Annotated in this window: 15 protein-coding genes; 4 read left to right on the top strand and 11 right to left on the bottom strand. The window is 71.2% G+C overall.

Annotated features, from left to right (window positions below; translation table 11 throughout):
- Positions 1-4 precede the first annotated feature (4 nt).
- From ABZS69_RS05095 to ABZS69_RS05085, 3 genes are all read right to left on the bottom strand, one after another.
- A complete protein-coding gene (locus ABZS69_RS05095) occupies positions 5-1,450 on the bottom strand; it encodes a sialidase family protein (protein ID WP_355366665.1) in 1,446 nt (481 codons plus the stop codon).
- 176 nt (positions 1,451-1,626) lie between these two features.
- Positions 1,627-2,259, bottom strand: a complete 633-nt coding sequence (locus ABZS69_RS05090; RefSeq protein ID WP_355366662.1) for a response regulator transcription factor — start codon at positions 2,257-2,259, stop codon at positions 1,627-1,629.
- On the bottom strand, positions 2,252-3,496 hold the full coding sequence (locus ABZS69_RS05085) for a sensor histidine kinase (protein ID WP_355366659.1): 1,245 nt from the start codon (positions 3,494-3,496) through the stop codon (positions 2,252-2,254). The genes ABZS69_RS05090 and ABZS69_RS05085 overlap by 8 nt, the downstream gene beginning before the upstream one ends.
- Before the next feature lie 146 nt (positions 3,497-3,642).
- On the opposite strand from ABZS69_RS05085, the gene ABZS69_RS05080 reads away from it, so the two are divergent.
- The 3 genes from ABZS69_RS05080 to ABZS69_RS05070 are packed head-to-tail and all read left to right on the top strand — an operon-like array spanning position 3,643 to position 6,220.
- Positions 3,643-4,191, top strand: coding sequence for a hypothetical protein (locus tag ABZS69_RS05080; RefSeq protein ID WP_355366656.1), 549 nt, complete (start codon positions 3,643-3,645; stop codon positions 4,189-4,191).
- A gap of 26 nt (positions 4,192-4,217) precedes the next feature.
- The gene (locus tag ABZS69_RS05075; protein ID WP_355366653.1) at positions 4,218-4,697 is read left to right on the top strand and encodes a PH domain-containing protein; all 480 of its coding nucleotides are present in this window, start codon (positions 4,218-4,220) and stop codon (positions 4,695-4,697) included.
- Complete coding sequence (locus tag ABZS69_RS05070; protein WP_355366650.1) at positions 4,694-6,220, top strand: PH domain-containing protein; 1,527 nt, start codon at positions 4,694-4,696, stop codon at positions 6,218-6,220. Before ABZS69_RS05075 ends, ABZS69_RS05070 begins: the two co-directional genes overlap by 4 nt.
- A 25-nt stretch (positions 6,221-6,245) precedes the next feature.
- Here the strand turns inward: ABZS69_RS05070 and ABZS69_RS05065 are convergent, their stop codons facing one another.
- The 3 genes from ABZS69_RS05065 to ABZS69_RS05055 are packed head-to-tail and all read right to left on the bottom strand — an operon-like array spanning position 6,246 to position 7,728.
- Positions 6,246-6,686: a DUF1801 domain-containing protein gene (locus tag ABZS69_RS05065; RefSeq protein WP_355366647.1), complete on the bottom strand. Its 441-nt coding sequence runs from the start codon at positions 6,684-6,686 to the stop codon at positions 6,246-6,248.
- 23 nt (positions 6,687-6,709) lie between these two features.
- The gene (locus tag ABZS69_RS05060; protein WP_355366644.1) at positions 6,710-7,330 is read right to left on the bottom strand and encodes a glyoxalase; all 621 of its coding nucleotides are present in this window, start codon (positions 7,328-7,330) and stop codon (positions 6,710-6,712) included.
- Between the two features lie 41 nt (positions 7,331-7,371).
- A complete protein-coding gene (locus tag ABZS69_RS05055; protein ID WP_355366641.1) occupies positions 7,372-7,728 on the bottom strand; it encodes a VOC family protein in 357 nt (118 codons plus the stop codon).
- Positions 7,729-7,851: 123 nt separating this feature from the next.
- Between ABZS69_RS05055 and ABZS69_RS05050 the strand changes: the two genes are divergently transcribed.
- Positions 7,852-10,650: a LuxR C-terminal-related transcriptional regulator gene (locus ABZS69_RS05050; protein WP_355366638.1), complete on the top strand. Its 2,799-nt coding sequence runs from the start codon at positions 7,852-7,854 to the stop codon at positions 10,648-10,650.
- 17 nt (positions 10,651-10,667) lie between these two features.
- Here the strand turns inward: ABZS69_RS05050 and ABZS69_RS05045 are convergent, their stop codons facing one another.
- From ABZS69_RS05045 to ABZS69_RS05025, 5 genes are all read right to left on the bottom strand, one after another.
- Positions 10,668-12,050 carry a cytochrome b N-terminal domain-containing protein gene (locus tag ABZS69_RS05045; RefSeq protein ID WP_355366635.1) on the bottom strand — a complete coding sequence of 461 codons (1,383 nt, stop codon included), beginning with the start codon at positions 12,048-12,050 and terminating at the stop codon, positions 10,668-10,670.
- Positions 12,051-12,193: 143 nt separating this feature from the next.
- Entirely contained in the window at positions 12,194-13,111 is a 918-nt protein-coding gene (locus ABZS69_RS05040; RefSeq protein WP_355366632.1) for a type II CAAX endopeptidase family protein, read from the bottom strand.
- Positions 13,112-13,261: 150 nt separating this feature from the next.
- Entirely contained in the window at positions 13,262-15,091 is a 1,830-nt protein-coding gene (locus ABZS69_RS05035; protein WP_355366629.1) for a cytochrome c oxidase assembly protein, read from the bottom strand.
- Positions 15,092-15,392: 301 nt separating this feature from the next.
- Entirely contained in the window at positions 15,393-15,539 is a 147-nt protein-coding gene (locus ABZS69_RS05030) for a hypothetical protein (RefSeq protein ID WP_355366626.1), read from the bottom strand.
- 44 nt (positions 15,540-15,583) lie between these two features.
- Entirely contained in the window at positions 15,584-16,261 is a 678-nt protein-coding gene (locus ABZS69_RS05025; protein ID WP_355366623.1) for a thioredoxin domain-containing protein, read from the bottom strand.
- Between the last annotated feature and the right edge of the window lie 12 nt (positions 16,262-16,273).

The raw sequence follows: 16,273 nt of genomic DNA, 5'->3' as shown, positions 1-16,273 counted from the left end.
GTGCTCAGCCGGTGAAAGCCGCGCTGTGGATGTCCACGGGGTTGGCGGGGTCGCCGGTGGTCACGCCGTACACGCTCGTGAAGGACGTCGCGCCGACCGAGACCAGGCCGGTGTAGTCGCCGATCAGGCGTCCCACGCTCGTCGCCGGAACCTTCCGCCCGTCGAACGGCCCCTCGATGTGCTGCTCGCGCCACGACCCGGACTGCGTGCAGTCGTCGGAGCAGGTGACGGCCCACACGTCGGTGGGCAGGGTCGCGGGGTCGGAGGTGTTGTTGCGGAAGTCGTAGTAGGTGACCGCCACGGTGCCCGTCCGGGACGCGGCGACGACCGGTACCGCGGCGGAGCCGGTGGGCGTCTTGTCCACGCGGACCGGGCTGGACCAGGTCTTCCCGCTGTCCGCCGAGCGCGAGTAGGCCACGTGGAAGGTGCCGTCGGCTTCCTGGCTCTGCCAGACGGCGTTCACCACCTTGGTGCCCGGCTGGACGGCCAGCAGCGGCAGGGAGGCGTTGCGGATCGGGTCACCCGAGTTGTCCGGGTCCGGGATGCGGGGGCCCACCGCGAGCGGGGCCGGAACGTTCAGCGTCGGCGCCGACCAGGTCTTGCCGCCGTCGGTCGAGCGGATGACCTGGGTCGCACCTTCGGTGTCCGTCTCGTGGTGCATGCCGATCAGCAGCGTCCCGTCCGCGAGCGGCACCAGCTGGGTGCCGATGACGCCGCTGTTGTTGGGCACGTCGTAGACCTTGCTCGTGGTCCAGGTGCGCCCGTCGTCGGTCGACTTCGCCAGGTAGACCGGCTGCACCCAGCCCGCGTCCGTGCTGTCGATGCGGTCCCACACCGCGTAGACCACGCCCGGGTGGTACGGGTCCGCGGTCACCGTCGGGCGATCGTTGAAGAAGCGCGGGTTGTCGTCCCGCTGCAGGGTGACCGGCGCGTCCCAGTTCTTGCCGCCGTCGGCGGACCGGGACACCAGGATGGCGGTCACGTCGCCGGCGCGGGACAGCGAGAACGACGCGGCCACCGCCGCGCCCGACGGCGTGACCGTGACCCAGTTGTCGGTCGTGACGTCGTAGTCACCGCCGTTGGCGGCCGTGCCGCCGTTGCAGCGGGAGAAGGGCGGCAGGTTCTCGGACCGCTGCCAGGTCTTGCCGTAGTCGTCCGACACGGCGGTGACCGCGCCGTTGCTGCCGTACCGGTTCCAGCGGTCCTGCTGGAACACGGTGACGAGGTGCCACGGCCGGTTCGGGTCCCGCGCCAGCGCGGGCAGTACTTCGGCGTTGGGGTTCAGGGTGTAGCCGTCGGCCGGGGGAAGTCCGCAGTCTGCCGGCAGCGGGCTGATGCCCGAGACCGGTCGTACGACGGGTGCGGCACCCTCGGCGGCGGCGGGCTGCGCGACGGCGCAGACGAGCAGGAGGGCCGCTGCGGGCAATAATGCCCTGGAACGTCGGATCACGAGCCTTCCTCATCTTTGTTGATGGGGCTTCTATAGGGAGCGTCGCCGCCTCGTCGGGGGCATGGCGTCCCCGGCGAAAGCGGCAAACGACGCAGGGCAGATTACTGCTTCATGATCAGTTTCGTCAGCCCATCTTGTCAGCCCGTTCCCGGCCGGACGGTGCCGCTGATCGGGGGTCAGGACAGCAGGCCGCGTTCCAGCGCCGTCATCACCGCCGCCGTGCGGTCGGAGACGCCGAGCTTCCTGAAGGACCGCAGCAGGTACGTCTTCACGGTGGCCTCGCTGAGGAACAGCCGTTCGCCGATCGCGGCGTTGGTCAGCCCCTGGCCGACCAGGCGCAGCACCTCGCACTCGCGCTCGGACAGCGGCGAGGCCCCGCTTCCCCGGGCACGGAAGAGCTTGCCGGCGAGGGAGGGGGTGAGCACGGTCTCGCCGCGGGCGGCGCTCTGCACCGCGCCGATCAGCTCCTGCCGCGAGCTGCCCTTCAGCAGGTAGCCGGCCGCGCCCGCCTCCACCGCGCGCAGGATGTCGGTGTCCTCCTCGTACGTGGTCACGATGACGACCTTGCTGCCCGGCAGCCGCCGCCGGATCTGCTCGGTGGCCGAGACCCCGTCGATGCCGCCCATGCGCAGGTCCAGCAGGATGATGTCCGGCCGGAGCGCCTCGGCCTGGACGATCGCCTCCTCGCCGGAGCCGGCCTCGCCGACGACGGTGATGCCGTCGGCGGACTCCAGCATGGCGATGAGGCCCTCCCTGACCACCGGGTGGTCGTCGGCGAGCAGGACCGTGATCGCATTCCCGTCAGACACTCGCCGCCTCCTCCATCTCCACCGCCGTGGGAACGCTGACCTCGACGAACGTGCCCTCTCCCGGGCGGCTGCCGACGGTCACCGTGCCGTCGATCTCCGCCACCCGGGCCCGCATGCCGCGCAGCCCGTACCCCTCCCGCACGCCGTCCTGGGCGAATCCCTCGCCGTCGTCACGGACCAGCAGGCGCACGGCGTCCTGTTCGAACGTCACCACCACGTCCACGGTCTGCGCCCGCCTGGCGTGCTTGCGTACGTTGGCGATCGCCTCCTGGGCCGTACGCAGCAGGACGACGTTGACGGGCATGGGGAGAGGCTCCTCCTCGCCCTGGATCGAGACGCGCACCTCCAGGCCGGTCTCGGACACCAGGCCGTCGGCCTGCCTGCGTACGGCCTGCACCAGAGAGCCCCCGCGCAGCGTGGGCGGGGTCAGGGCCGCGACGAACTCGCGGGCCTCGGCGAGTGACTCCCTGGCCACCTGCCCCGCCCGAGACAGATGCCCGCTCGCCTGGTCCGGGGCGTCGCGCAGCTTCGACTCCGCGGCCTGCACCAGGCTGATGATGCTGGTCAGGCTCTGGGCGAGGGTGTCGTGGATCTCCCTGGCCAGCCGCTCCCGCTCGGCGGAGATGCCGGCCTCGTGGGAGAGCCGGGCGACTCGTTCCCGGCTGCGCCGCAGCTCTTCGATGAGCCGGGCGCGGTCCCTGCTCTGCCGCGTGACCCGTTTGATCCACAGTCCGAGCAGGACCGACAGCGTCAGGCTCAGCAGCGAGATGGGCAGTACGACCCACAGGCTCCCCGGCGCCGCGTCGTCCCTGGCCCACACCATCACCACGGGGTACAGGTTGGACACCGCGAGCAGGGCGACCGCCCGCCGCATCGGCAGGCTCATGATCAGCATGGGGGCCACGGCGAACAACGCGAAGAAGCCCATGAAGCCGAACATCGTGATGACGCAGAGCAGCAACACCAGGCCGAGCGCGAAGACCAGGCTCCGTGGCCCGTACACCTGGTTGATCATCAGGCGGCGGCCGAACCCGGCGTACCACGGCACGATCAGCGTCAGCGCGCCGATCGCGATGAAGCGCTGGGCCTGGGTGGCCTCGGAGGTGAACAGCAGCACGCAGGTGATGAGGTAGGAGGCGGCGAAGAAGCCGTCCCACAGGCCGAACCAGCCGGCACGGGACCCGGTTTCGTGGTGGTCGCCGGATTGCTGCCGTGCTGTCTGATGTCGGTCTCGCACCCAACAGTCGTACCACGGCCGCGGAGCGTGTCCATCGATCGGTTGACAGCCGAAGTCACCGTTCGGTCGTCTCGCGGCGGGCGCCGCGTTCCTACGGTTGAGATCAGAAAGCGAACCCCATCCGTACGAGGTGGAGAACCCCCGTCATGAGTCAATTTCTGGCTGCCCTCATCGCGAGCGGAACCATTCTGGCCATCGTCCTGGCGACCGACCTGGGACGGCGCCGCGTCACGACGATGCGGATGCTGCGGTCGGTGATCGCCGTGGCGGTCGTCATAGTGATCTTCGTCCATTCCTTCCCGACGCAGGGCAACGACCTGTCGTTGCAGCTCGTCGGGGTCGGCACCGGGCTGATCTGCGGGCTGATCGCCGGCGCGCTGCTGCCCGCGTACCGGAGCCGGTCGGGGGAGCTGTACACCGTCGGCGGCCTCGGCTACGCGCTGGTGTGGATCGTGCTGTCCCTCGGGCGCGTCCTGTTCGCGTACGGAGCCGAGCACTGGTTCGCCGAGGGCCTGGTCCGCTTCTCCATCGACTACAGGATCAGCGGTGCGGACACCTACGCCAACGCGTTCGTCTTCATGTCGCTGGCCATGGTCCTGGCCCGTACGGCGTCCCTCATGGCCAGGACGCGCAAGCTGAAGGGCGAGGGCACGGCGGCCGTCGAAGCGCCGCTGTCCGAGACCAACGCCCGATAAGACCCGACACGAGAGGTAAGAGCACCATGAGGCTTCGGGCGCCGCGCAATCGCGTACCCAGCCGTGCGATCGGCTGGTGGAGCGTGCAGTCCGCACTGTTCGCTCTCCCCCTGCCTCTCACCTTCGCCATCCTGTGGGCCTCCATCCCGCCGACCCGCGGGCTGTTCATGTGGTTCACCCTGATCTCGCTCGTCCCCGGCCTGCTCTACGTGGCCGTCATGCCGTTCTGGCGCTACCGGGTGCACCGCTGGGAGGTCACCGGCGAGGCGGTCTACGCGGCCTCCGGCTGGCTGTGGCAGCAGTGGCGGGTCGTCCCGCTGTCCCGCGTACAGACCGTCGACACGGTGCGCGGCCCGCTGCAGCAGTTGTTCGGGCTCTCCGGGGTCAGCGTGACCACCGCCTCCTCCTCCGCCGTCCACATCAAAGGGCTCGACCAGCAGGTCGGCGACGAACTCGTGGCGTACCTGACCCGCACCACGCAGGCGGTGCAGGGAGACGCGGCATGAGCTCCCACGGCGTTCTCCCGCGTACGGCCCGCGCCGCCTCCGACGGGCGGCTGAGCGGCCGGCTCGTCCTGGTCAACCTGGCCGTCCCGGCCGGCCCCGTGGTCCTGTTCCTGGCCGGTCTGCTCGTCACCGGCGGGGAGCCGAACCTTCAGGTCCTCATCACCCTGGGCGCGCTCCTCCTCGCCTGCCTGATCGTCGGCGGCATCGGCCTGACGCGCCGGCTGACCACCCGCTACCGGCTGACCGCCGAGCGGTTCGAGCTCCGCTCGGGCCTGTTCCTCCGCAGCCGCCGCGCGATCCCGATCAGCCGCATCCGGGCCGTGGACCTGACCGCGAACCCGCTGCACCGGATCTTCGGCCTCACCACCCTCAGGATCGACACCGGCGGGCAGGGCGGCTCCGCCGGGCTCACGCTGGACGGCCTCACCAGGGCGGACGCCGCCGACCTGCGACGCCTGATCATCGAACGGCGCGGCCACGCCCGGAGCGCGGTCGACGACGGCCTCGTCAGCGAGCTGGACCGGTCGTGGATCCAGTACGCCCCGCTCACCGTGTGGGGCGTCGGCAGCGTGCTGGCCGCGGCGGGCAGCGTCTACCGCACGCTGCGCGAGATGAAGATCGACCCGCTTGAGCTCGGCGTCGTGCGGGACCTGGTGAGCCGCTTCGGCTCCGTCCCGCTCTGGTACGGCCTCCTGCTGGCGGTCCTCGCCGTCGCCGCGCTCGGCGTGGCCTGCTCGACCGCCGCCTTCATCGAGGGCTGGAGCGGGTACGAGCTGCGCCGCGCGGAGGCGGGGGTCCTGCGGATTCGCCGTGGCCTGCTGGCCACCCGCTCCGTCACCATCGAGGAGGACCGGCTGCGCGGCGTCGAGCTGATCGAGCCGATCCCGCTGCGCTGGGCCAAGGGCGCCAGGCTCAACGCCGTCGCGGGAGGTCTGGGCGACCGGGATGAGAACCGCAGGCGCCGCGCCCTGACCCCGCCGGTCCCCCGCGACGAGGCCCTGCGCATCGCCGCGGAGGTGCTGCCGGCCGCCGCCTCGCCGGCGGAGAGGGAGCTGCTCACCAGGGACGGCCTGGCGCCGCACCCCCGCGCCGCCCTGCGCAGGAGGATCAACCAGGCGCTCATGGCGGCGGCCGCGATCGCCGCCGTGCCCGTCGGTCTCGGGCTCTGGCTCGATCCCGCGCTGGTCACGATCGGCTGGATCACCGGACTGGCGCTTGCGGTCGCCCTGGTGGCGCTCGCGTACGACGCCTACCGCACCCTCGGCCACGGGGTACGCGGCCGATATCTCGCCATCGCCTGCGGGGCGTTCGCCCGTCGCACCGTCGTCCTGCGGAGGGAAGGGATCATCGGCTGGAACATCACGCGATCGCCCTTCCAGCGCCGGGCCGGGCTGCTGACCATCGGAGCCACCACGTCCGCTGGAGACGGCGTCTACAAGGTGCGCGACGTGTCCGTGGCGGGGGGACTGGCCCTCGCCGAGGCCGCGGTGCCCGGGGTGCTGGCCCCGTTCATCGAAAGGTGAGCGCGGCCGGCGGGCTGGGCCCGCCTCAGCTCACCGCCCGCTCCACCAGCGCGCTGATCCGCGCCTCGACCTCGTCCGTCACCTCGGTCAGGGCGAACGCGGCCGGCCACATCGTGCCCTCGTCCAGCTTGGCCTGGTCGCTGAACCCGAGCGTCGCGTAGCGCGCCTTGAACTTCGCCGCGCTCTGGAAGAAGCAGACGATCTTGCCGTCCAGCGCGTAGGCGGGCATCCCGTACCAGAGCTTCGGCGCCAGGTGCGGAGCGGCGGCCAGGATGACGGCATGGACGCGCTCGGCCAGGATCCGGTCGGAGTCCTCCATCTCGGCGATCTTCGCGAGGACGTCCCGCGCCGCCTCCGCCGCCTTGTCCGCGGGAGAGCCGCGGCGCGCCGCCTTCTTCCCCTCTTGGGCGTGCTCCTTCATCGCGGCCCGCTCTTCGGCCGTGAATCCTTCGTATGTGCTGCTCATGGCAGAGTTCCTCCTCGAATGTCTCAGTGTGCGGAGACCGACGCAGTCTCCCAGGCGAATCCGTCCGGGTCGGTGAAGGGCCCGGCATCGCCGCCGATCACGATCCGGTGCGACCCGGTGCCCTCCCGGGGGACGCCGGCGTCCTTGGCGAGGGCGTGGCGCGGGTAGAGCGCCAGGGTGACGGCCGACGACGGGGTGCTGAACTCGACGTACTTGCCGCCGAAGCTCTTGGCCACGGCCAGGCCGCGCTCGACGTAGAACCGCCTGCTCGCCTTGACGTCCGCCACTCCGAGCAGGAGCGCGACCTGGTCGATCTGCCGGGCGGCGGGGCCGGTGTCCTTCTTGCTGGAGGTCGCGACCTTGCAGATCGTCCCGTCGGGAGCGCGTACGACGCCGCCGTAGCCCCAGAACCCCTTCGTGGCCGGCTTCAGCGTGGTGGCGCCGGCGTCGAGGGCGGCGTCGATGAGGGCGTCGACGTTGCCCGGCTGGGCGGCCACGAGCGACAGCGCGAACCCGCGGAAGCCGGTCGTCGGCGCCTGCGAGGCGCGCACGCTCACGTAAGGGCCCAGGCCGAAGGCCTGGTAGAAGGCTTCCGCGGCGATGGGGTCGGGAACTTCGAGGATGAGGGATGCGAAGGAGGTCATGGCAGGTCCTTTGGGGAGGCGTGACAGGGATGGGGCGGCGTTCATCGGTCCTGCAGGAGCCCGAGGACGTTGCCGTCGGGGTCGGTGACGGTGGCCACCAGGCGCCCGCCGCCCACGTCGTGCGCGGCCTCCTTGACGACGGCCCCCGCGGCGGTCACCTCGGCGAGTTTCGCCTCGAGGTCTGCCACGTGCCAGTAGGCCACCGGCTCGGTCATGCCCTGCGGTCCGCCGCCCGGCACCAGTCCGATGTGCTGGCCCTCGGTCTCGAATCCGACGTAGTAGGAGGAGTCGGTCTGCGGCGGGACGCCGAGCAGGGCCGCGTACACCGCCTTGGCCCTGGCCAGGTCGGACACGGGGTGCAGCACGGTCTTGATTCCCCGGGTGGAAGAGCCGGTCACGGTCACTCCTGTGGTCGTGGGTAGGTGTTCACAGCTTTGCTCGGGGCCGGGTCGGGCCACATCCGTGGTGACCACGGAACGGACCACGGATCGTGTACGGAGGGGGTGCGGCAAAATGTGACGGTGGTAATAGAAGGGGACATCTCACCTCGGGAAGCCGAGGTATGGGAACTGGTCGGGGCCCATCTCAGCAACGCCGAGATCGCGGCGCGGTTGTTCATCTCGGTGCGGACCGTGGAGAGCCACGTCTCCTCGTTGCTGCGCAAGCTGGAGGTGCCGGACCGGCGGGCGCTCGCCCAGCGCGCGGCCGCGCCGACCGGCGCCGATCGGTCCCTTCCCGCACCGGCCCTGCCGGCCCCGCTGACCTCGTTCGTCGGCCGGGCGCGTGAGCTGACCGAGCTGACCGAGCTGATCAGGGCGCACCGTCAGGTGACCGCGGTCGGGCCCGGCGGAGTGGGCAAGACCCGGCTCGCACTGGCGGTGGCCACGGCGGCAGCCGGCGCGTACTCCGACGGGGTGTGGTTCGTCGACCTGGTCCCGGTCACCGATCCCGGCATGATCGCGACCGCGGTCGCCGGGGAGCTCGGCCTCGGCGAGCAGCCCGGACGCGACATGACCGAGTCCGTGGTCGCCGCGCTGGCCGACCGCCAAGCGCTGCTGGTGCTCGACAACTGCGAGCAGGTGCCGGACGGGGTGGCGCTGTTCCTGGAGCGGCTGCTGGCGACGTGCCCGCGCCTGACGGTGCTGGCGACCAGCCGGGCCCGGCTGATGGTGCCGTTCGAACGGGTGTATTCGGTGCCGCCGCTGTCGCTGGCCGTCGATGGCGAGTCGGACGCGGTCGCGCTGTTCATGGAGCGGGCGGCGGCGGTCGGCCGGTCGCTGGATGCGCCACTGCGCGACCAGATCGCCGCGATCTGCGAGCGGCTGGACGGAATGGCGCTGGCGATCGAGCTGGCCGCCGCCCGGTATCCCACGCTCGGGCTGGACGGCATCACCGCCGCCCTGTCCCACCCGCTGCGGACGCTCACCGGCGGCTCCCGCGCCGACGAGCGGCACCGTTCGGTGCGGTCGGCGCTGGACTGGAGCCACGCCCTGCTGGAGCCGGCCGACCGGGAGCTGCTGCGCCGGGTGTCGGTGTTCGTGGCGCCGTTCACCGCCGCCGCGGCGGCGGAGGTGGCCGGGGCCGAGATCGGCATCGTCGCCGACGGGCTGGCCCGGCTCGCCGAACAGAGCCTGCTGGCGGTGACGGCGTCCCCGAACGGCACCGCGTACCGGGCGCTGGAGACCATCCGCCAGTACGGGACCGAACGGCTCACCGAGGCCGGCGAACTGGCCGACACTCGTACCCGGCACCTTCGCTGGTGCCTGGCCAAGGGCGCCGACCTGTCGGCGGTGGGGGAGGGCTGGCGGGCCCGGTTCGACCTGGTGGCCGACGACCTCCGCGCGGCCCTGGCGTGGGCGGCCGACCGGCCGGAGCAGCGTACGGACGCCTGCGAACTCGCCCGGACCCTGGCGGAGCTGACCTTCACCCGTAACCTGACCGGCGAATCCCAGCAGCGGTACGAGCAGGCGGCCGCGCTCGCCGACGGCTCCGCCGCCACCGCGCCGATGCTCCGGCAGGCCGCGGCCGTGGCCGGCTGCCGGACACGTGGTGATGACATGTACCGCCTCCAGCGCGCCGCCGCGGACGCCGCCCGCCGGGCCGGGGACACCGCCGGCGCCGCCCGCGACCTGGCGACCGCCGCCACCACCGCGTACCGGTTCTCGACCACGTTCGCGCGGATCCCGCCCGAGGAGGAGGCGATCGCCCTGATCGCCGAAGCGCGGGAGCTGGCGGGCGACGACCCGGCCGCGCGGGCCGCGCTGGCGCTGGCCGAGGCCGGAGTGCTCACCGACGCGTTCGGCGCCGCTCAGGGCCCGGCTGACAACGCCGTGCCCGAGACGCTCGCGCGCGCCGAGCGGGCGGTCGAACTCGCCCGTCGCACCGGCGACCCGCTCGCCGAGTCGGCCGCACTTGACGCGCTCACCGGTGCTCAGAGCTGGGCCGGCGACACGTTCGCCACCGCGGCCACGGCCCGGCGCCGGATCACGCTCCTGTCATCCCTGCCGATCTCGCCGACCGGCACCCACGAACTGATCGACGCGCTCGGTATAGCCACCGAGGCCAGCCTCGGCGCGGGGGATGTGCCAGGCGCACGCCGATGGGCGCGCCAACTGGCCGACCATCCATCGCTGGCGGAGGTCGGTCACCGCGCTACGTGCCGGCTGCTGATGGTTGATGCGCTGGCGGGCAACGTCGACGAGGTGCTCACCGGCAGCGTCCGGTTCCTCGATGCGTGGCAGCGGGCAGGCAGCCCCGCCCGGCCGCTCCTCCGCCCGGCGGTGGCCGCTGTGGCGATGATCCACGGTTTCCGCGACGACCATGACGCTCGGCGCGAATGGCAGGAGGTCCTGGATCGGATCGACACCCCGCCGGAAAGCACCTACGGCTACGGGGCGGTCTTCGACGCGATGCTGCTGCTGCACCACGGGCAGGCGGCGGAGGCCATGGCGCGGACGGCCCCCGAGCCCGGTCAGGTGTGGAAGTGGGTCACCTGGATCTGGCTCCACTGGTACGTCGCGCTGCGCGCCGAGGCCGCGGTGCTCGCCGGGAGCCCCGACGCTCGCGACCGGCTGGTGGAGGCCGGGACCATCGTGACGGGCAACCCGGTCGCCGGTGCCATCGTCGAGCGGGCCGCGGCCCTGCTCGACGGCGACCGGAAGTCGCTGCTCGCCACGGCGGAGGTGTTCGAGGCCGCCGGCTGCCGCTACCAGTCCGCACGGACCTGGGTGCTCGCCGGCGGCGACCACGGCGAGCGCGGCGCGGCCACGCTCGCCGACCTTGGCCTCGCCCCCATGGCCCCCGCCGTCTTGTCGCCGTGACCGGTGCGAGGCCGCTGTCATCTCCCTGAGGTGACCGCCGGTTCCTGCGGCGCCGGGGTCAGCCGTTCGTGGAATCCGCCGTCCGGGGACCGCATGATGATCCCGGTCTCCACTCCGTGCTCGGCCACGTGGTGATCCGCCTGCTGAAGCGCCAGGCAGATCCACCGGGTGACGGCGAAGGCGATGATGGGACCGATGACCACGGCGTACCTGAAGAAGATCGTCACCGCGTCGACGGTGTAGTGGAACTGGTGGGCGATCTGGTCGTTGGCCGCGGCCGCCCACAGCAGGCCGTAGAACGTGACACCGGTGACCGCGATGGCCGTCTTCACCGGCGCCTCGCGGGGCCGGTCGAGCAGGTTGCGCGCGGGCGTCTCGCGGGCCATGCGGCTCGTGGTCTTGGGCCGGCCCAGCGCGTCGCGGCGGTCGCGCCGCGACAGGAGGAAGCGCTCGGCCATCGGGTAGGCGGCCAGGGCGGTGAAGAAGACCCCGGGTACCACCAGCGTGGGGACGATGACCGCGAGGCTGAGCGTGTAGTCGCCGATGGGGAGCTCCCAGGCGGGCATGATCCGGAGGGCGCCGTCGAGGAACCCCATGTACCAGTCGGGGACCGAGCCCGCCGAGATCTGCGACGGCGTCGCGGGGCCGTACAGCCAGATGGGGGCGATCTGGAACCCGAACCCGAGGATGATCAGCATGCCGACCGTCGTGAGCGCCATCATCGGGCGTGCGCTCCGCCGCACCGGCAGCGAGGCGACGAAGCGGGAGTGGCCGTGCCGCCGCACCAGCAGTTCACGGGCGATCAGCAGCCCGGCCATGACGACCGCGAGCAGCAGGTGGCCCCCGTACATGACCGGAATGACCCTGTCACCGGGGAAGTCCGGGCCGAACATCAGCGACAGCACCCAGGTGCCCACCACCGGGATGGACTGCACGACCGACTTCATCAGCCACAGGCTCCCACCCGACAGCAGGTCGTCGGGCAGGGCGTTGCCGGTCTCGCCCGCGAACATGCCCAGCGCCAGCAGCGCCACCCAGATCAGCCACTGCCCGGTGCGCGGGCGGCGGAACGCGCCGGTGAGGAATATGCGCAGCAGTTGCAGCACGACGGCCGCCACGAAGACGAGCGCCGCCCAGTGGTGGACCTGGCGGATGAGCAGGCCACCGCGCACCTCCAGGCTCAGATGCATGGTCGAGTCGAAGGCCTTGCTGACGAAGAGTCCGCGCAGCGGGCCGTACGAGCCGTTGTACGTCACCTGGGACATGCCGGGGTCGTAGAAGAACATGAGCACCGCCCCGGTCACCGCCAGAACGACGAACGACCAGACGGCGATCTCCGCGAACATGAACGACCAGTGGGAGAACTGAAACGAGCGGCGCTTGACCGACAACGAACGCATTTGGGCCCCCTAACCGTGCCTCACCCACAAGACGAAATCGGGCCGTGGGGTGTGACGTCGATCGAGGAGCCGGCGACGGTGATTCGCATCACTGCGGGACGCAGCGCGGGCGTGGGACCGGTCCCACGCCCGCTTTCAGCGGTTCAGCTCTGATGTGCGGCTTCCTCGGCCGGACGGTAGCCGAGGCGGCCTCGGGTCGCGATGAGCACCACGATCGCCACCGTGGTGCTCGCGAGCAGGGTGACGTGAGACGCCTGCTCGGGGCTGGCGATGGACGGGAACATGTCCGAGTAAGCGAGCGACATGAAGTTGTTGACGCTGACGTGCAACAGCATGACCAGGGGCAGGCTCTGGCCGGTCCGGTTGAACACCCAGGTGACGATCACGCTGAAGACGCTGGCGAAGGCGATGAACTCCGCGATCCTCATCCAGGTGACGTCCGGCCACCCGCCCCACTCGCTCAGGTACAGCGGCACGTGCCAGAGGCCCCACAGCGGTCCGAGGACGAGGGTGCCGCCCAGCGGGCCGAACTTGCGCTGCAGACGGTGCAGGGCGAAGTCACGCCAGCCGGGCTCTTCGGCCAGACCGGTGGTGACCATCTGGAGCAGCAGTCCGGGGACGTAGGCCACCAGCATGGCGATGGGCGGCAGGTGGATGTCCTCCTCGGACACCGCGACGGCCGAGATGATGATGGCGGCGGGAACGCCGACGGCGGTCGCGACGTACCAGACCCAGTTGACCCGCCACTTGGTCATCCGGCCGATCCACCGCCGGACCCCTTCCCTGCCGTCCGCGGCCGCGGTCACGATGAAGGCGCCGAAGATGGGGCCGAGATAGGCGCCGGGCAGGACGCCGGCGAACTGCGTGGTCCCGAGCAGCGAGGGGAAGGTGAAGTCCCAGACGCCCAGGCCGGTCGCCGAGAGGATGTAGGGCGTCCAGGCGATCCAGCTCATCAGGTTGGCCAGGACGAAGAAGCTGATCAGCGGACGGCGGCGGATGAAGCCTCGAAGTCCGCCCTGACCTGGTTGCTGCCCGGCCTCGGGCCGGCTGTCGACTGCCATTTCGTTTTCCTTAGAGGAGCGCTTGACCGACAGTGATCAGCACACCAGTCACGGGCCCTCCCGGTCGCTCCCGCCTACGGGCCAACGGAGGTACAGCTAGGGGTACCAGGGAGAGAAAGACCAGGCCAGGAGTACGCCGCCTGGATCGAGTCAAGTGGTGGGCGGCGCGATCAGGTCCGGCCGGAAGCCGATCGCCTTTGACCGCACCAGCCGTACGGCCAGGAGCGCGAGCGGGAGCAGCGGGACGAGCAGGAAGACGGCGCCGGCCAGCCGCTGGTCAACGGCGAGGTCCGGCCCGTCGTCGGGGCCCACCAGGTAGAACCAGTCCGCCGCGACCGGAGAGCCGAGCAGCAGGGAGGCCCCGACCACGAGCTGCGCCAGCAGCACGCCGCCCAGCAGCCCGGCCCGCACGATCCAGGAGATCGGCCGCGAGGTCGGGTCCGCGCCCACCAGCACCCAGAAGACCAGCACCCCGATGCCGAACAGCAGGAACTCGGTGATCAGATGGACGGCGTGGCCGGCCAGGGACCAGGACAGCCAGCCCGTGCGATACAGGAGCGGAAAGGCCACCAGGTACGCGGCCGGGAGGAAGGTGAGGAAGCTCAACCGGCGTCCCTGTAGCCAGGAGCCCAGGTCGCCGTACTGGGAGGAGGGCGTCGTGGCGCGGGAGGCGAGAGTGAGCGGGGCGCCGAGACAGAGCAGGAGCGGGGCCAGGACGGCGAGCATGACCTGCTGCAGAGCGTGGACCGACAACATCGCACGCGCATAGCCGCCTATCCCGCTGAGCAGGGCGAGCGCCATCAGCGCCAGACCGGCGTACCAGGCGAGCGTGCGGTGCGGGGGCCAGCCTTCCACCCGGCGCAGGCCGACCAGGTAGCCGACGGCCGGCAGCGCCAGGAGCAGCATGATCATCGCATCCGGCCGGATCTCGGTGAGCAGCGCGCCCGGCGAGAAGGGCGCCAGGTCGTAGTCCAGCAGGCGATCGTGCCCGCCGTCGCCCCCGGGAGCCGGTGGCGGGGTGCGGGACAAGCCGACGGCCAGGGCCATCGCCACCATGATCACGATCATCTCGCCCACCGCGAGCCGGACGAAGACGTGGCGCACGCTCCTGTCGGCGACCTGCGCGACCGTACGCCGGCGGTGGGTCCAGCCGATCAGGGCGAGAACCGCGAGTGCGGCGGTCTTGGCGAGCAGGAACTGCCCGTATTCACTCCGCCAGAGGTCCGGCAGGGCGTCCAGGCGGACCCATGCCCCGGCCAGGCCGGAGACGGCCACTCCCGCGAAACAGCACAGGGCGATCGTGCTGAACCGGGACAGCACCACCTGCAGATCCTCGGAGCGGCGGAAGTGAACGAGCACCGCGCCCAGGCCGCCGACCCAGAGCGACACCGTGATCAGATGGGCCGTCAGGGCGGAGACCGCGATGTCGTGGTCGGAGGCGGTGGCCGCGTGGCCGACGTAGGCGGGCGGCAGCAGCGCGAACACGGCGACCAGGAGGGGGACCCACCCGGGCAGGCGCGGCAGCCGCGTCGCCAGCACCACCATCATGGCCGCGCCCAGCACCGGCAGCAGGGCCCGCGACTGCGGGATGGTAAGGCCGAAGCGCAGCAGGCCGGGATCGGCGAGCAGGTCCGTGACCGGCAGCGGGAGGATGTTCGACATGGTCAGCGGGTAGCTCAGGGCAGCGGTGAGCATCCATCCCAGCGCCCACCGACGGGCCGCGCGCACGCAGGTCGCCTTCTCGGGCGAGCCGGCCGGGGCCAGGACCACGGCGGCCAGCAACGTTCCCACCGTGGCGACGGCGCACAGGTTGTAGCAGAACCGGACCAGCGGCAGGCCCCAGTCGGTGAGCGATCCCGCGGTGGGCAGCCCGGCGATCTCCGGCTCCGCGCCCACGCCGCCGAACCCCACTGCGGCGATCAGGACCACGACGCCCGCGGTCACCACCAAACCCGCATTGACCTGCGCTGACGCCTTCACGAACATCCGATACGCCTCACTGCCGCGCGGCAACCCATGTCTGGGGATACGGGGAAGGGGCGTACGACGGTTCGAGCAGGCGGCAAAAAACTTCTATGACATGTAGAAATTCATCGGGCCGGGTCAGCCGCGCCCGCGGTCCTGGCGTCTGTACAGCCAGGTCAGGCGGGGTTCGAGGAGCCACTTGAAGATGCTGCGGGTCTGCGGCAGGCACAGCACGATGGTCAGGGTGAAGGAACTCGTCAGGATCGCCGGCGCGCCCAGCGGCCCGAACAGCCAATTTCTGGACAGGCGCTCGGCGTCATGAATCGGGCCGCGTCCGGCTCTCCGCCTCTTTCCGCTCGGCCTCTTTGGCCCGGCCTTCGGAGCGCACCAGGGCGACGACGCCGGCGACGAATGCTCCGCCCACCACAAGGGGAGGGACGAGGGCGGACACGATCTCGAACACGACATCCCCTAACTTCTATGTTGCGTAGAATAAACATACAGCCGTCATGAGCGCAGGGCCGCGTCGATCTTGGCCTTGAGGTTGTCGTAGCTGGGCTCGACGTCCAGGAGCGTGCCGTTGAAGAAGACCGTCGGTGTCCCCTGGACGCCGAGCGCCATCCCGTCGCCCTGGTCCTTCTCGACCCGCTCGGCCGTCTTGGCGGCGTCGAGGTCGCGCTTGAATGCGGCCAGGTCAAGACCGGCCTGTTCGGCGAGGTCGAGGAAGAACGCCTGCTTGGATTCGGTGGCCTCGCCCCACTGCGCCTGCGTCTGGAACAGCTTGGCGTACATCGCCGCGAACTTGCCCTGCCCGGCCGCGGCCTCGGCGGCGCGCGCGGCGAGGTCCCCGTTGCGGTGGCCGGGCATCGGGAAGTAGCGGACGACCAGGTTGATCCGTCCGGCGTACTCGGCGCGGATGCGCTCCATGTGCGGGAAGGCTGCGCCGCAGGCCTCGCACTCGAAGTCGAGGAACTCCACCAGGGTGACCTTGCCGTCGGCGGCGGTCGAGAGCCGGTGGCTGTCCTCTCGTACCAGGAACTCCGCCGGTGTGGTGCGGGAGCCGGAGGCGGTCGCCGGCGGGTCGGCGCGTTCGGGGCCGAGCAGCACGACCGCCGTCACGATCAGGGCGAGGATCAGGGCGGTGATCGCGCCGATGCCGAGGGTCACTTTCAGGTTCGTCGTCATCTTCCGCTCTTC

Source organism: Nonomuraea sp. NPDC005650, from assembly GCF_040605375.1.
GTDB lineage: Bacteria > Actinomycetota > Actinomycetes > Streptosporangiales > Streptosporangiaceae > Nonomuraea.
Note: the sequence above shows the minus strand (reverse complement) of the source record. Positions and strands in the feature narration are given on the sequence as shown.

Bases quoted from the DNA above. Each gene is read 5' to 3' on its own strand.
- ABZS69_RS05070 (WP_355366650.1), top strand. From the start codon at position 4,694: ATGAGCTCCCACGGCGTTCTCCCGCGTACGGCCCGCGCCGCCTCCGAC.
- ABZS69_RS05045 (WP_355366635.1), bottom strand. From the start codon at position 12,050: ATGCGTTCGTTGTCGGTCAAGCGCCGCTCGTTTCAGTTCTCCCACTGG.
- ABZS69_RS05025 (WP_355366623.1), bottom strand. From the start codon at position 16,261: ATGACGACGAACCTGAAAGTGACCCTCGGCATCGGCGCGATCACCGCC.
- ABZS69_RS05080 (WP_355366656.1), top strand. From the start codon at position 3,643: ATGAGTCAATTTCTGGCTGCCCTCATCGCGAGCGGAACCATTCTGGCC.
- ABZS69_RS05060 (WP_355366644.1), bottom strand. From the start codon at position 7,330: ATGACCTCCTTCGCATCCCTCATCCTCGAAGTTCCCGACCCCATCGCC.
- ABZS69_RS05040 (WP_355366632.1), bottom strand. From the start codon at position 13,111: ATGGCAGTCGACAGCCGGCCCGAGGCCGGGCAGCAACCAGGTCAGGGC.
- ABZS69_RS05065 (WP_355366647.1), bottom strand. From the start codon at position 6,686: ATGAGCAGCACATACGAAGGATTCACGGCCGAAGAGCGGGCCGCGATG.
- ABZS69_RS05075 (WP_355366653.1), top strand. From the start codon at position 4,218: ATGAGGCTTCGGGCGCCGCGCAATCGCGTACCCAGCCGTGCGATCGGC.